Consider the following 15,216-nt stretch of genomic DNA (forward strand, 5'->3'; position numbering starts at 1 on the left):
CGAACTGTCCGCTCATGCGAGATACGTCACGGTCCGGGGTCAAAGTTCCGGAGCGTGGTGTTGACTGGGCCCATGCCTGAACACCTGTCGTACTTCCAGCAGATAGGGGTGGCGTTCCTCGGGGCCGCCACCGTGGTGTGGGTGGTCGGTCTCGTCCGGCTGGTGCGCCATGTGGGCTGGGGCGCCGAGCAGCCCCTCGCCTCGCTGCCGGTCCAGGGTGGTCCGCCCGCCCAGGAGTCCGTGCCGCTGACGCCGGACGAGCGCGACGCGTTCGCGGGCCTGGTGCGACAGTTCAGCCGCCGTTAGTCGCCGGCCCGCGGTCCGCGGCCGGCGCTGGCAGAGCTAGCCGCAGCTGGGGCGGGAGCGGTCGGCGGCGCGGCGCTGCATCGCCGCGCGGGCCTCGTCCTGCGTGGCGTACACCTCGCACATGTGACGGCCGTCCGGCGTCGCCGTGTGCTCGATCTCCCAGAGACTGATCTCGCTGCCGTCGTCCAGCAGGAACGCGTGCTCGTACAGCGTGAAGCCGAGGCGCGGGCGGCCGAAAGCCTGCGTGATCTGGTGCGCGTACGCGGTGTGCAGGAGTCGGGCCGTGTCGGGTCCCGGGCGGTCCTCGTTCTCCGCGCGGCGCAGCAGGCGGCGGGCGTGGTCCGCCGAGTCGTCGGCCGCGTAACTGCGGCGCGGCTCGGGGATCGACGGGAGCTGGAGCGGGAGCGGCAGCTCGAAGTCGGGCGCGGCCTCGCGGGGCAGCGGGAGGCGGTCGGTCGCCAGGTGGAGGTCCTCCTCCGACGTGTACACCTCGTGCTGGGTCCCCCGCTCGGGCATCGTGTTGTGGACGAGCTCCCACAGGGTGAGGGCACTGCCGTCCGCGAGCAGCCACGTGTGCCGGTACGTCTCGCGGTGCAGGCCCGCGCTGTGGTGTGCGGAGTGCAGCGAACTGTCGTACGCGAGCGCGCAGTCGAGGCGGGCGAGGGCCTCGTCGGGCAGCTCGAAGGAGTTCAGGGCCCGGCCCAGCAGGCGCCCGAGGTGCTCATCCGGCTGGTGCGTGCCGTCCGGCTGATGCGACTCGTGCGACTCGGGTGGCTCGTACGCTGCGGTGTCGTACGGAACGCTCAAGGCATCTCCTGGCGTTGCTACATGTCACCTTGTGGGTGCATACCGTAGCCCCTAGGTCGGACATCATGTCCTCGAAATCAGAAACGAACGGGCCGCGCGGAGAAGTTCCCGCGCGGCCCGTCCTGATGAGCGCGTCAGACGGCGCTGCCCGCCGTCCACTGGCTCCACGACATGTTCCAGCCGTTGAGGCCGTTGTCGGGCGCGATGGTCGTGTCGGGGGAGTGCTTGACGGTCACCACGTCGCCGACGAGCGAGTTGTCGTAGAACCACTTGGCGATCGTCGCGCCGCCCGCGCCCTGGACGTCCGCGAGGCCGATGCACCCGTGGCTGGTGCCGGAACGGCCGAAGGGCGGATTGCCCTTCGGGTACCAGTAGTTGCCGTGGATGAACGTGCCGGACGAGGACAGGCGCATCGCGTGCGGGACATCGGGGATGTCGTACTCGCCGCCGAAGCCGACCGTCGACCCGTTCATCCGGGTCTGCACGAACTTCTCGGAGATGACCATCTGCCCGTTGTACGTCGTGTGCTGCGCGCTGCCGGCCGAGATCGGGATCGACTTGACCGTCTTGCCGTCCCGCACGACCGTCATCGTCTGGGTGTTGACGTCGACCGTGGAGACCTGGGAGCGGCCCACGGTGAAGCTGACGGTCTTGTTCTGGACGCCCGTCACGCCGTTCGCGCCCTGCACGCCGTCCAGGTCGATCTTCATCGTGACCTTGGAACCGGCCTTCCAGTACTCCTCGGGGCGGAAGTCGAGCCGCTGCGCGCCGAACCAGTGGCCCACGATCCGCTGGCCGCTGCTGGAGGAGACCGTGATGTGCGACTGCACGGTCTTCTTGTTCGTGATCGCCTTGTCGAAGGTGAACGACACCGGCATGCCGACGCCGACGGTGGTGCCGCCGTCCGGCGTGTACGTGCCGATGAAGCTGCCCGACGTGGTGACCGTCGTGAAGATCGAGTTGGCGGCGGCGGTGCGGCCGTCGGAATCCTGGGCGGTGGCCGAGATGCGGTACTTCGTCCCGCGCTCGAGCTGTTCCTCGGGCTTCCATGCCGAGCCGTTGGCGGTGAGGGAACCCGGCACGGTCTTCCCGCTGTCGGGCTGCGTCATCTTCACGTCGGTGAGCTTGCCGGACTTGACCTTCACGCCCGTCGCGTTGATGGACGCCCCCGTCGAACCGTCCTTGGCCGAGATCGTGATCTGCGCGGCGGACGAGCCCTTGCCCTTGGAGGCGCCGTTCTTGCCGTCGGAGTTCTCCGCGTCGGCGCTGCCGCCGCAGGCGGTGAGGGCGAGCGCGCCGACGGCGACCGCGGCTGTCGCCACCAAGACCTGCCGCGCGGTACGCCTGCGGCCCCGCTCGGGCTGCCGGGGGTGCTGCTGGTGCGCGGCTGTGTCCTGGGTTGTCACGAGATGCTCCATGATCTGTCAGTTACTCCAGTGTGTGTAGAGAGGGCGAACTGACCGGAAAGGTTCCTGCGGGACGGTGTGAACGGAGACACAGGTCACGCCAGGAACCGGGCGGGCCGGGCGCTACGTGAATCCTGGGCTTCGTGAGCCATGAGTTCCGTGAGCCACGTGCTCCGTGGGGCGTGTGTCCGTGCGCCTCGGCGCGCGCCCGTGTGGTGGGCGCCCCGTGCCTCAACTCCCGTACAGATCCCCGTACGAGAGGTACGTCCCGCCCGGCCCCCGCACCGACTCCGCCGCGAGCACCGCCCGCACGATCGCCCGCGTCACCATGTCCGCGCCCGCCGCGAGGATGTCGTTCAGCGCGAGAGGGTTGGCCTCGTCGAGGGGGCGCGTGCCGGTCGCGACGGCGAAGACGGTGTCCCCGTCGTTGAGGAGGTGCACCGGACGGACGGCGCGCGCTATGCCGTCGTGCGAGGTGCCCGCGAGCTTGTGCGCCTGGGAACGGGTGAGCACCGCGTCCGTGGCGACGACGGCGAGCGTGGTGTTCATCGGCGGCGCCTGTCCGGCGGCCTCCTCCTTGATCCGCGCGATCCGTTCCCGCGCCGCCGCGTGCGCCTGTGGCGAGGGGTACGGATACGGGTCCGAGCGCGGGTGGGGTCCGCCGTCCCGCTCGTCGGCGGGGTCCGGGCCGAAGAGCCGTCCGTAGAGCGCGCCCGTCGCCGGATCGACCGCGGAGCCCACCGCGTTGGCCACGACCAGCGCCGCGACGGTCACCCCCGAGTCGAGCACCGTGCTCGCCGTGCCCACTCCGCCCTTCAGCCCGCCGATCACCGCGCCCGTGCCCGCGCCCACCGATCCTTCCGCGACAGGTGAGCCCGGCGCGGAAGCGGCCGCCGCCTCGACCGCCGCGCGGCCCGTCGCCGCGTCGGGCCTGGCCCGGAACGCCCCGCCGCGCCCCAGATCGAAGACGCACGCGGCGGGGACGACCGGCACCACCTCGCGCGGCCCGGCCCCCACCCGTACGCCCCGGCCCTGTTCCTCCAGCCATGCCATGACACCCGACGCGGCGTCCAGGCCGTAGGCGCTGCCGCCCGTCAGGGTCACGGCGTCGATGCGCCGGACCACATTGCGCGGGTCGAGCGCGTCCGTCTCCTTCGTGCCCGGGCCGCCGCCTCGCACGTCCACGGCGGCGGTCATCCCGCCCTCGGGCGCGAGCACCACCGTCGTCCCGGTCAGCCAGCCGCCCTCGCCGGCGCGGGTGGCGTGACCGACCCGCAGGCCGGCGACATCGGTCAGGGCATTGCGCGTGGGCGTCGTCATACGGCATCCGTATCACGTGAGTTGGGCCCCGGGTCCGCCTCCGCGCACGCCCTGCGGGCGTCAGGTTCACGCCCACGGCGACGGTGAGCGCGGCACGACGCCCACCCGCGACGTCCGCGAACTTCGCCGTGACCAGCCACCTGTGGTGCTTCGTGGGCTTCTACGTCACGTGCATCGGCCTCTGCCGGTGGTCCTACGCCCGCAAGAGCGCCGAATCACCCAGCTGACCCCACGACCCGAACGGCCCGCACCCCTGCACCCGCCGCGCTGCACCCCTGCACCCCGCCCCTGAGCCATGCCCCTGCTCCCCGCGCCCAGCCGCCCGACGGACGTACGCTGGGGGTATGAGCACCGCCCCTGCCCCCGAACCGCGCGATCCGAAGAGCGCGCTGGTCTTCGACGATCCGCTGAGCACGCAGTCCTCGGACGACACGGACCGAGGGTGGGGCGAGCGACCCCCCGCCGGCGGTGACAGCGCCGCCGACCTGGCACGCTTCCTCGACGAGAAGCCACCCCACCACCTCTGAGCCGCCCTAGGGCTCGCTGTGTCCGGAGCCGCGCTGCGCCACCAGGGCGTCGCGGATCTCCTTCAGGACCTCCAGCTCGGACAGCTCCACGACCTCCGCGGCGCCTTCTTTCGCGGCATCCCGGGCCGCCTTCTTGGCGAGGTACTTGGCCATCGGCAGCACCATCAGGAAGTACACGACCGCGGCCGTGATCAGGAACGTGAGAGTGGCGCTGAGCACCGAGCCCCACAGGATCGATGCCGTCGTCGCCCGGGCAGGTGCCCTTCAGGCACGACGTGTAGCCGTTCAGGTCCTTCGTGCCGAACGCGCCGACCAGGGGGTTGATGACGCCCTTCACGACGGAGTTCACGATGTTGGTGAATGCGGCTCCGATGACGACGGCGACCGCAAGGTCGATCACATTGCCGCGCATCAAGAAGGCCTTGAAGCCCTCCCACAGACTCGGCTGCTTCTTCTCGCTCACCAGAAGGCCTCTTTTCACTTGTGCAGGATGTGGAGCAAACAGTTCCGCAACCTACGGCAGCGCTTGGCGGGCCTGTCCAATTCGCTGACTCGAACGAGGGACTTGACTTCGAAACCCTGCGGACCGGCCCGCCCGGGCACCCGGAAATGGTCACCACAGGGTCACCGCCAGCCGCGAGGTGGCACCGGCCCCGGCCAGCCGCGCCGCCGTCTCTCGAGGCACGGACAGGACGACGAGAGCACCGCCCGCCGCGGCGACTTCGCCGGCTGACTCCGCGGACTCCGCGGAATCCGGCACGGAACTGACCCGCGCCCCCGCCGCCACGACCCTGCCGCCCTGACCCCCGGGTCCCTGCCCATCGTCGGCGCCGGCTCCCGAGCCCGCCGCGACGACGTCGACCCGGTCACCGGGCCGCAGCAGCCGCACCGCCGCCGCGTCCGCGATGCGCACCGGCGCGGACACCGTCACGACCGATCGCCGCACCCGCTCCCGTCCGGAGCCCGAGGACTCGGAGCCCGAGGGGCCCGCACCGGCAGAGGCGGAACCGGAGGACTCGGAACCGGTGGACCCCGCCCCCGACGGGCCCGCGGCCACCAGCACCGCCGCCGTCACGGCGAGACCCGCAGCGACCGCCCGCCGCCGGTGCCGGCCCGCACGCCGTGGCCGCCACCGCCCAGCGCGCACCCGCAGCGGCGCGAAATGCGGGACCTCGCACGTCGGGGGAGTGCTGAACGGGGACATGGGCGACCACCACCTGGATCGAGAGGCATCGGACAGCATCGAAGAGCCTCGGAACGCGCAAGCTCGAAAGCTCGCCTCGCGTTCCACGATCCAGGCCCGCGCCGATTCCCGCTGAGCCCCGTGCACTACTCGCCGGTTGTGGACAACTCCCTCACCCGAAGGCGAAGTTCAGCACCGGGCAGCTCTGGTGAATACTGGTCAGCACCAGCCGACACCGGTGAGCACCTCTCAGCACGCGGCTACGGCAGCACGATCCCCGGATCCATCCCCCCGAGCGCCCTCACGCACAGGCAGTCCCGCTCGCCCTCCGCAGGCAGCCCCGCCACGGCGTCGAAGAGCACCGTCCGCAGCCGGTCCACATTCGCGGCGAAGACCTGGAGGACGTCGTCGTGCGACACGCCCTCGCCGGCGTCGGCGCCCGCGTCGAGGTCGGTGACCAGGGTCAACGACGTGTAGCAGAGCTCGAGTTCACGGGCGAGCATCGCCTCGGGGTGGCCGGTCATGCCAACCACCGACCAGCCCTGGGCGGCATGCCAGCGGGACTCGGCGCGGGTCGAGAACCGCGGCCCCTCGACGACCACCAGCGTCCCGCCGTCCACCGGCTCCCAGTCGAGGCCGCGCGCAGCCTTCACGGCGACCCGGCGTCCGGCAGGGCAGTACGGGTCGGCGGGCGACACGTGCACCACGTTCGGCACGGTCCCGTCCGCCAGCGGCTCCCCGTCGAAGTACGTCTGCGCACGGGCCTTCGTCCGGTCCACGAACTGGTCCGGCACCAGGAGCGTCCCCGGTCCGAACTCGGGCCGAAGGCCGCCCACGGCGCACGGGCCGAGGACCTGCCGGACGCCCACGGAGCGCAGGGCCCAGAGGTTGGCGCGGTAGTTGATGCGGTGCGGCGGCAGATGGTGGCCGCGGCCGTGGCGGGGCAGAAAGGCGACCTTGCGGCCCGCGATCTCGCCGAGGAAGAGCGAGTCGCTCGGCGCTCCGTAAGGGGTGTCGACCTGGACCTCGGTCACGTCGTCCAGGAACGAGTAGAAGCCTGAGCCGCCGATGACGCCGATCTCGGCCGTGACCCGTGTGTTCGCCGTGTTAGCCGTGCCCGGAACTGTATTCGCCATGTCCGGCACAGTATCCGCCCGGGAACGCCGAAAACCCCGTCGTCGAAGGACGACAGGGTTCCGTAAGAACGTGACCGAAGGGGCCGAGCGGCCTTACGCGGCGGAAGAGCTCGAGGACGAGCTCGAAGAAGACGAAGTGGAGGCCGAGGACGTCGACGTGGAGGACGACGACCCGGACGACTTGGCGTCCGAGGACGAAGACTTCGTGTCCGAGGTCGACTTCGCGGCCGACGACGCCGGCGAGCTGCTCGACGAGGAGCCGCGGCTGTCGTTGCGGTAGAAGCCCGATCCCTTGAAGACGATGCCGACCGCCGAGAACACCTTCTTGAGGCGTCCGTCGCAGCTGGGGCACACGGTCAGGGCGTCATCGGTGAACTTCTGCACCGCCTCGAGGCCCTCGCCGCATTCGGTGCACTGGTACTGGTACGTCGGCACTTGCTTCCTCCTGGCACTCTCACTCGATGAGTGCTAACGACAATCCATAGTGACGTATTCCGCGAGATCAGTCCACTGACACGGGCACTCGGTGACCGACGCCACGCGCCACGGTCAGGCCTGTCGACGGCGGGACGAGACGGGATCGCAGGGTCGCCAGGATCAGCAGGGCGAGCACCGTGCCGCCCATCGGGACGAGGAATCCGGCGCCGTCCCAGAGGCGGTCCTCCAGCTGGCCGGCGACCGTGACGGCCGCTGCCTGGCCGAGCGCGACCGCGCCCGTGAGCCAGGTGAAGGCCTCGGTGCGGGCGGTCGGGGGGACCAGCTTCTCGACGAGCGTGTAGCCGGTGATCAGGGCCGGGGCGATGCACGTGCCCACCAGCAGGCCGATCCCGGCGAGCAGGAGCACGGACTGCGCGGCCCAGAGGCCGGAGGCGGTCACGGCGAGGGCGGTGTAGGCGAGCAGGAGGCGGCGCTGGGGCGCGATCTTCCAGGCGACGGCTCCGCAGACGATGCCGGAGAGCATGTTGCCCGCGGCGAACGTCCCGTACAGGACACCGTTCAGGCCGGGCTCGCCGATCGACTCGGTGAAGGCGGCCAGGGCGACCTGCATGCCGCCGAAGACGGAGCCGATGCCGAGGAACGCCACGATCAGGACACGCACTCCGGGGACGCGCAGCGCGGAAACGTGCTCCACGCGTGCGTGGACGTCGCCGGTGGACCGCGAGGGCCGGGGCTGCGTGCCGCGCTGCGCGGCGAACAGGAGGCCGCCCACAAGCGTCAGGGACGCTTCCGTGACGAGACCGGCGGCGGGGTGCACGCCGGTGCACAGGGCGGTCGCGAACAGCGGGCCGAGCACGAACGTGAACTCGTCCGTGACCGACTCGAAGGCGGCGGCCGTGGTCATCAGGGGCGAGCCCTGGAGCTTGACGCCCCAGCGGGCCCGCACCATGGGCCCGATCTGCGGGGTGGAGGCGCCGGTCGGGACCGCCGCGACGAACAGGGCCCACAAGGGGGCGCCGCTGAGCGCGAGCAGCGTCAGCAGGAGCACGGACGCCGTGTGCAGCAGGACGCCGGGCACGAGGACGGCGCGCTGCCCGAAGCGGTCGGCGAGCTTGCCCGTGAAGGGGGCGAACAGCGCCATGGAGACGCCGGTGGTGGCGGAGACGGCGCCGGCGGTGCCGTACGAGCCGGTGGTGTGCTGCACGAGCAGGACCGTCGAGATGGTGAGCATCGCGAACGGCTGCCGGGCGGCGAAGCCGGGGAGCAGGAACGTCCAGGCGCCGCGGGTGCGCAGCAGCTGTCCGTATCCGGGGCGCTTGTCGGTGACCGTGGCCGTGTAATTCTCTGGCACGGCCCTTGCCTTTCTGCCGCCTGGTAGCGCTGACCCGGTGGGGCGCGCCGAGAGCCGTCCTCATGCGCCGGGAACCGAGTGATACCGGGGTCCGCGCCAGGAGGGCCTGGGCCATGCAGGGTATGCAAGGGAACCGCGGCCGCTTTGCGGTCGCGCCGGCTCTACATCAGGCAGAGTCGGTGGAACTTCAAGTGTGTACCGACATGCTAACGGCCGGACGGGCCGATTTCTTCCGCGTAGCGGAACTTCATCCACCGGTGATCGACCCGCCACCCACCCGTCACCCCACCCACTCGCCGGCTCCCGCAAGGAACCCCGGCTCCCTCCCGGCCCCTCAGTTCCGGCCCGGCACCCACGGCCCGGTGCCTTCGCTCCGGCCCAGGCGCCCAGGTTCCGGCCCGGCACTCCAGTTCCCGCCCTGGCGCCCCCGCTCCCGCCTCGACGCCCGAAGGTCCCGCCCGGAGCCCCCGCTCCCCGCCTACTGAGCCCGCCGTCCGTGCCCCGGGGACCCGTTCCCCGAGAGCCATCCGGCGAGCTTGCCGCCCTGTGCCACGGCCCGCAGCCGGGCCTCGGCCTCGTCCCGCACCTGGTCCGTCGCCACCACGAGCAGTTCGTCGCCGTGCCGCAGGACGGTCGTCGGCAGCGGCACGAAGGACCGCTTCTCGCGCACGACGAGCGTGACGGCGGCACCCGAGGGCATCCGCAGCTCGCTGACCTCGACGCCGTGCATCCGGGACTCCTCGGGGATCGTCACGGACAGCAGATGTCCGCGCAGTCGCTCCAGGGGCGCCGACTCGATGCCGAGGTCGGCGGCGGACGCGGAGTCGCTGCCGAGCTGCAGCTTCCGGGCGAGCCAGGGCAGCGTCGGCCCCTGGACGAGCGTGTAGACGACGACGAGGACGAAGACGATGTTGAAGATCCGGGTGCTGTCGTCGACGCCGTTCACCATGGGAATGGTCGCCAGGATGATGGGCACCGCGCCGCGCAGTCCGGCCCAGGACATGAGGGCCTTCTCCTGCCAGGGCATGCGGAACGGCAGGAGGCTGAAGACGACCTCCAGGGGGCGCGCCACCATCGTCAGGACGAGGCCGATGACGATCGCGGGCCAGGCGTCGTCCACGAGGTCGTGCGGGGTGACGAGCAGGCCGAGCAGGACGAACATGCCGATCTGCGCGAGCCAGCCGAGCCCTTCGGCGAAGCCGCGCGTGGCGGGCCAGTGCGGCAGTTTCGCGTTGCCGAGGACCATCGAGGCGAGGTAGACGGCCAGGAACCCGCTGCCGTGAGCCATGGCTCCGGCCGCGTACGCGGTGACCGCGATGGCCATGACGGCGATCGGGTAGAGGCCGGAGGCGGGCAGGGCGACGTGCCGCAGGCCGAAGGAGCCGAGCCAGCCCACCGCGATCCCGATCGCGGCGCCGATCGCGAGTTCGAGGGCGATCTCGCCGACGAGGGCGTACCAGTGCTCGACGGGTCCGGCCGTGGAGAAGGCGACCACCAGAATCACCACGGGGGCGTCGTTGAAGCCGGACTCGGCCTCCAGGACGCCCGTCACGCGGGACGGCAGGGGCACCTTGCGCAGCACGGAGAAGACGGCCGCGGCGTCCGTCGAGGACACCACCGCGCCGATGATGAGCGCCTGGCGCCACTCCAGGCCCACGACGTAGTGCGCCCCGGCGGCCGTCACACCCACGCTGATGGCGACGCCGACCAGCGACAGCATGACGGCGGCCGGCAGCGCCGGTTCGATCTCTTTCCACTTCGTGCCGAGGCCGCCCTCGGCCAGGATCACGACGAGGGCCGCGTAGCCGATGACCTGCGTCAACTCGGCGTTGCTGAACGACACGCTGCCGATGCCGTCCTGCCCCATGGCCACGCCGATGCCGAGGTAGAGGAGCAGGCTCGGCAGACCGCTGCGCGAGGAGATGCGCACGGCGGCCACGGCGATCAGCAGGACCAGCGAACAGACGAGCAGGAGCTGGTTGAGGTGGTGGACAGTCAGGGGCTGTTTCCTTCCTCCGAAGGTCGTACGGGAGGGCCCGTACGGGTGCACGGGACGCCGCGGAACGACCAGGTACTTCGTTACCTTACCTAATCGTTAACGCTTTCTTGACGCCGTCCAGGGTGACCTCGGGCGGGTTGGGGCCCCGGGTTCTTGACACCGCGTCCGAGGCCGCCGTGCCCTGCGCCTATGGTTGCTCCAGCGCTCCGTGACCCCACAGCCCGCCTGCAGCCCGCTCTGCCGCTCGCGAAGGACAGCAAGGACAGCGATGCCCTCGAACACCAACGCCTCTTCCGGCCATTCGTCCGGCAAGAAGAAGGGGCGCAGAGCCCGACTGATCGTGATCGTGCTGGTCCTGGCCATTGTCGCGGGCATCGGCTACGGCACGTACTGGAGCGTCAGTACCGTGCGTGCCTCCTTCCCGCAGACGAAGGGCTCGATCAAGCTCGACGGGCTCTCCGGTCCAGTGGATGTGAAGCGGGACTCCTACGGGATCCCTCAGGTCTATGCCTCGTCCGACGAGGACCTGTTCATGGCCCAGGGCTATGTGCAGGCGCAGGACCGCTTCTGGGAGATGGACGTCCGCCGCCATATGACCTCCGGCCGGCTCTCCGAGATGTTCGGCAAGAGCCAGGTCAAGACCGATGAGTTCCTGCGGACGCTCGGCTGGCACCGGGTGGCGCAGAAGGAGTACGACTCCAAGCTCTCGCCCGAGACGAAGAAATACCTCCAGGCGTACGCCAAGGGAGTCAACGCCTACCTCGCCGGCAAGGACGGCGGGGACATCTCCGTCGAGTACGCGGCGCTCGGGTTCACCAACGACTACGCGCCGCAGAAGTGGACGCCGGCCGACTCCGTGGCCTGGCTCAAGGCGATGGCGTGGGACCTGCGCGGCAACATGCAGGAAGAGATCGACCGCTCCCTGATGACGAGCCGCCTCGGCCCGCAGCAGATCGCGGACCTGTATCCGGACTACCCGTACGACCGGCACAAGGCGATCGTCCAGTCGGGCTCCTACGACAGCGCGACCGGCTCCTACGGGGCGGGCTCCGGCGGGTCCGGAAATCAAACCGGCACGGGTACGGGCACGGGCACCGGAACGGGTACCTCCACCGGCACCGGTACCAGCACGGAAGGCGCCGCAGGCACCGGTCTCGCCGGCGACACCGAGGCCCCCAACGGCCTCCAGAGCCAGCTGACCGGGCTCTCCGACGCCCTGGACCAGGTCCCCGCGGCCGTCGGCCCGAACGGCAACGGCATCGGCTCCAACTCGTGGGTGGTCTCCGGAGCGCACACCATCACCGGGAAGCCGCTGCTCGCCAACGACCCGCACCTGTCGCCGCAGCTCCCGTCCGTCTGGTACCAGATGGGCCTGCACTGCCGGAGCCTGTCGGCCTCGTGCCAGTACGACGTCACCGGCTACACGTTCTCCGGGATGCCCGGCGTGATCATCGGCCACAACCAGGACATCTCCTGGGGCATGACGAACCTCGGCGCCGACGTCACCGACCTGTACCTGGAGAAGCTGAACAGCGGCGGCGGGTACCAGTACGACGGCAAGACGGTCCCGTTCAAGACCCGCAAGGAGACCATCAAGGTCGCCGGCGGCGACGACAAGACCATCACCGTCCGCGAGACCAACAACGGCCCGCTGATCTCCGACCGGGACGACGAGCTGGTCAACGTCGGCAAGAAGGCGAAGGTCGACGCGGCCGCCCCCGACCGGGGCGACGGCTACGGGGTCTCGCTGCGCTGGACCGCGCTGACCCCCGGCAAGTCCATGGACGCCGTGTTCGAGCTGAACAGGGCGAAGGACTGGACACAGTTCCGCAAGGCCGCCGCCGACTTCGAGGTGCCCTCGCAGAACCTGATCTACGCCGACACCAAGGGCAACATCGGCTACCAGGCGCCCGGCAAGATCCCGGTCCGCGGCAAGGGCGACGGCTCGCTGCCCGCCCCCGGCTGGGACGCCGCGTACCGCTGGAAGAGCTACATCCCGCAGTCCGCGCTGCCGTACGAGTACAACCCCAAGCGCGGCTACATCGTGACCGCCAACCAGGCCGTCATCGACAAGGACAAGTACCCGTACCACCTCACCTCCGACTGGGGTTACGGCACGCGCAGCCAGCGCATCACCGATCTGATCGAGTCGAAGATCGCCGGCGGCGGCAAGATCTCCACCGACGACATGCGCACCATGCAGATGGACAACAGCAGCGAGATCGCCAAGCTGCTCGTGCCCAAGCTGCTCAAGATCGATGTCTCGGACAAGTACGTCCGTGAGGCGCAGAAGCTCCTGGAGAACTGGGACTACACCCAGAACCCGGACTCGGCGGCCGCCGCGTACTTCAACTCGGTCTGGCGCAACATCCTCAAGCTGTCCTTCGGCAACAAGCTCCCCAAGGAGCTGCGGGTCAAGGGCCAGTGCCTGAGCGTCGAGCCGGCCGGTGACACCGGCCCGGCGGACGAGGACCGCCGGGTGCGCGAGTGCGGTGAGCGCGACGCGGACTCGGCGCAGCCGGACGGCGGCGACCGCTGGTTCGAGGTCGTCCGCAAGATCATCAATGATGAGAACAACGACTGGTGGAAGGCCCCGGCGACCCGCACCGACGCCGAGACCAAGACCCGCGACCAGCTGTTCGCGCGGGCCATGGAGGACGCGCGCTGGGACGTCACGGCCAAGCTCGGCAAGGACGTCGACACCTGGAGCTGGGGCCGGCTGCACCAGCTGAGCCTGAAGAACCAGACCCTCGGCACGGACGGGCCCGGCTGGCTCCAGTACGCGCTCAACCGCGGCCCGTGGAAGCTCGGCGGCGGCGAGGCGGCCGTGGACGCGACCGGCTGGAACGCGGCCGGCGGCTACGGCGTCATCTGGGTCCCGTCGATGCGCATGGTGGTCAACCTCGCGGACCTCGACAAGTCCAAGTGGATCAACCTCACCGGAGCCTCGGGGCACGCGTTCAGCGCGCACTACACCGACCAGACCGAGAAGTGGTCCAAGGGCGAACTCCTCCCCTGGGTCTCCTCGGAGAAGGCGGTCGGCGCGAACACGAAGGACACCCTGGTGCTGCGGCCCTGACGACGGGCGACACCGTATGAAAGGGCCCTCCACGCACGCGTGGAGGGCCCTTTCGCGTCACCGGGGCAGGCGGTTCACCGGAAGCGGCGCACTCCCGCAGGCGTCACCACGGCGTGCACGGGACGGTCGTGCGGCTCCTCGGGGACGCGCTCGACGACCTCGCCGTCGTACAGGAGCACCACGAGCGCCGGATCCGCGTCCGCCCGCTCGAGGCGCGCGAGGACCCTGTCGTACGAGCCGCCGCCGCGGCCGAGCCGCATGCCGCGCCCGTCGACCGCGAGGCCCGGCAGCAGCACCGCGTCGGCCTCCACGACGGCCTCGGTACCGAGCGGCTCCCCGGAGGGCTCCAACAGGGCCATCTTTCCGGCATGTTGCACGCGCGTGAGGGACCCCTGTCCGTCGTAGGCGCCCCAGTCCAGGTCGTTGTCCTCGCGGAGTACGGGAAGGAGGACGCGTACCCCGCGCGCGTGGAGCGCGTCGAGCAGCGCGCGGGTGCCCGGTTCCCGGCCGACGGAGACGTACGCGGCGACCGTCCGCGCCCCGGCCAGCTCGGGAAGTTCGAGCGCCCGACGGGCGAGCGCCCCGGCCGCCGTCTCGACGTCATCGGCGGGCAACCCTGATCTCACCTGGAGGAGTTCTGCCCGCAACGCGTTCTTGTCAGCCTTTGACAAACACATAGCCAGCTCACAAACCCCTCATATAGGCATCAACTTAACTGGAAGCAAATCTTCCGCCCAGACGCTACGGATATGGTTCACCGCATGACTGAGTCGCACCCCAGGATCAGCAAGGCTGTCATCCCCGCCGCAGGCCTCGGCACCCGGTTCCTGCCGGCCACCAAGGCAACGCCCAAGGAGATGCTGCCGGTCGTCGACAAGCCGGCGATCCAGTACGTCGTCGAAGAAGCCGTGTCCGCCGGCCTCGACGACGTACTCATGATCACAGGCCGCAACAAGCGGCCCCTGGAGGACCACTTCGACCGCAACTACGAGCTCGAGTCGGCTCTCCAGAAGAAGGGCGACGCCGGCCGCCTAGCCAAGGTCCAGGAGTCCAGCGACCTCGCGACCATGCACTACGTCCGCCAGGGCGACCCCAAGGGCCTCGGTCACGCCGTCCTGTGCGCGGCCCCCCACGTCGGCCAGGAGCCCTTCGCGGTCCTCCTCGGCGACGACCTGATCGACCCGCGCGACCCCCTGCTCGCCCGCATGGTCGACGTCCAGGAACAGCGCGGCGGCAGCGTCATCGCCCTCATGGAGGTCGAGCCCGCGCAGATCCACCTCTACGGCTGCGCCGCCGTCGAGGCGACCGAGGACGGCGACGTCGTCAAGATCACCGGCCTCGTCGAGAAGCCCGACCCCGCGGACGCCCCGTCGAACTACGCGATCATCGGCCGCTACGTCCTCGACCCCGCGATCTTCGAGATACTCCGCCGGACCGAGCCGGGCCGCGGCGGCGAGATCCAGCTCACCGACGCCCTCCAGCAGCTCGCCGACGACGAGAAGGCCGGCGGCCCCGTCCACGGCGTCGTCTTCAAGGGCCGCCGGTATGACACCGGAGACCGTGGCGACTATCTGCGTGCCATTGTCAGACTCGCGTGCGAACGTGAGGACCTGGGCCCGGACTTCCGCGCCTGGCTTCGCAGTTACGTCACCGAGGAGATGTAG

13 protein-coding genes and 1 pseudogene are annotated in these 15,216 nt (G+C 70.4%); 4 read left to right on the forward strand and 10 right to left on the reverse strand.

Annotation, left to right across the window (positions count from 1 at the left end; genetic code table 11):
• Window positions 1-72: 72 nt before the first annotated feature.
• Window positions 73-306: a hypothetical protein gene (locus OHO83_RS26150; protein ID WP_266671485.1), complete on the forward strand. Its 234-nt coding sequence runs from the start codon at window positions 73-75 to the stop codon at window positions 304-306.
• A gap of 36 nt (window positions 307-342) precedes the next feature.
• On the opposite strand, the gene OHO83_RS26155 is transcribed toward OHO83_RS26150, so the two are convergent.
• From OHO83_RS26155 to OHO83_RS26165, 3 genes are all read right to left on the reverse strand, one after another.
• Window positions 343-1,113, reverse strand: a complete 771-nt coding sequence (locus tag OHO83_RS26155) for a DUF6227 family protein (RefSeq protein WP_266671483.1) — start codon at window positions 1,111-1,113, stop codon at window positions 343-345.
• 134 nt (window positions 1,114-1,247) lie between these two features.
• Entirely contained in the window at window positions 1,248-2,531 is a 1,284-nt protein-coding gene (locus tag OHO83_RS26160; RefSeq protein WP_389568437.1) for a L,D-transpeptidase, read from the reverse strand.
• A 219-nt stretch (window positions 2,532-2,750) separates the two neighbouring features.
• Complete coding sequence (locus tag OHO83_RS26165; protein WP_266671479.1) at window positions 2,751-3,839, reverse strand: P1 family peptidase; 1,089 nt, start codon at window positions 3,837-3,839, stop codon at window positions 2,751-2,753.
• A gap of 344 nt (window positions 3,840-4,183) precedes the next feature.
• Between OHO83_RS26165 and OHO83_RS26170 the strand changes: the two genes are divergently transcribed.
• Window positions 4,184-4,366 carry a hypothetical protein gene (locus tag OHO83_RS26170; protein ID WP_266671477.1) on the forward strand — a complete coding sequence of 61 codons (183 nt, stop codon included), beginning with the start codon at window positions 4,184-4,186 and terminating at the stop codon, window positions 4,364-4,366.
• Between the two features lie 6 nt (window positions 4,367-4,372).
• On the opposite strand, the pseudogene mscL reads toward OHO83_RS26170, so the two are convergent.
• The 6 genes and pseudogenes from mscL to OHO83_RS26200 form a co-directional block, all read right to left on the reverse strand.
• Window positions 4,373-4,829: pseudogene (gene mscL / locus OHO83_RS26175) on the reverse strand (large conductance mechanosensitive channel protein MscL).
• A 150-nt stretch (window positions 4,830-4,979) separates the two neighbouring features.
• Window positions 4,980-5,570, reverse strand: a complete 591-nt coding sequence (locus OHO83_RS26180) for an RcpC/CpaB family pilus assembly protein (protein WP_266671476.1) — start codon at window positions 5,568-5,570, stop codon at window positions 4,980-4,982.
• Window positions 5,571-5,809: 239 nt separating this feature from the next.
• Window positions 5,810-6,685 carry an S-methyl-5'-thioadenosine phosphorylase gene (locus OHO83_RS26185; protein WP_266671475.1) on the reverse strand — a complete coding sequence of 292 codons (876 nt, stop codon included), beginning with the start codon at window positions 6,683-6,685 and terminating at the stop codon, window positions 5,810-5,812.
• A 93-nt stretch (window positions 6,686-6,778) separates the two neighbouring features.
• A complete protein-coding gene (locus tag OHO83_RS26190; protein WP_266671474.1) occupies window positions 6,779-7,120 on the reverse strand; it encodes an FmdB family zinc ribbon protein in 342 nt (113 codons plus the stop codon).
• 67 nt (window positions 7,121-7,187) lie between these two features.
• The gene (locus tag OHO83_RS26195; RefSeq protein ID WP_266671473.1) at window positions 7,188-8,474 is read right to left on the reverse strand and encodes an MFS transporter; all 1,287 of its coding nucleotides are present in this window, start codon (window positions 8,472-8,474) and stop codon (window positions 7,188-7,190) included.
• Between the two features lie 478 nt (window positions 8,475-8,952).
• A complete protein-coding gene (locus tag OHO83_RS26200) occupies window positions 8,953-10,524 on the reverse strand; it encodes a potassium/proton antiporter (protein ID WP_266671472.1) in 1,572 nt (523 codons plus the stop codon).
• A 217-nt stretch (window positions 10,525-10,741) separates the two neighbouring features.
• Here OHO83_RS26200 and OHO83_RS26205 point away from each other — a divergent pair, with 217 nt between their 5' ends.
• Entirely contained in the window at window positions 10,742-13,552 is a 2,811-nt protein-coding gene (locus OHO83_RS26205) for a penicillin acylase family protein (RefSeq protein WP_266671470.1), read from the forward strand.
• A 74-nt stretch (window positions 13,553-13,626) separates the two neighbouring features.
• Here the strand turns inward: OHO83_RS26205 and OHO83_RS26210 are convergent, their stop codons facing one another.
• Window positions 13,627-14,229: a 5-formyltetrahydrofolate cyclo-ligase gene (locus tag OHO83_RS26210; protein ID WP_266671468.1), complete on the reverse strand. Its 603-nt coding sequence runs from the start codon at window positions 14,227-14,229 to the stop codon at window positions 13,627-13,629.
• An 84-nt stretch (window positions 14,230-14,313) separates the two neighbouring features.
• Between OHO83_RS26210 and galU the strand changes: the two genes are divergently transcribed.
• Complete coding sequence (galU, locus tag OHO83_RS26215) at window positions 14,314-15,216, forward strand: UTP--glucose-1-phosphate uridylyltransferase GalU (RefSeq protein WP_266671466.1); 903 nt, start codon at window positions 14,314-14,316, stop codon at window positions 15,214-15,216.

The organism is Streptomyces sp. NBC_00569 (assembly GCF_036345255.1).
Classification (GTDB): Bacteria; Actinomycetota; Actinomycetes; order Streptomycetales; family Streptomycetaceae; genus Streptomyces.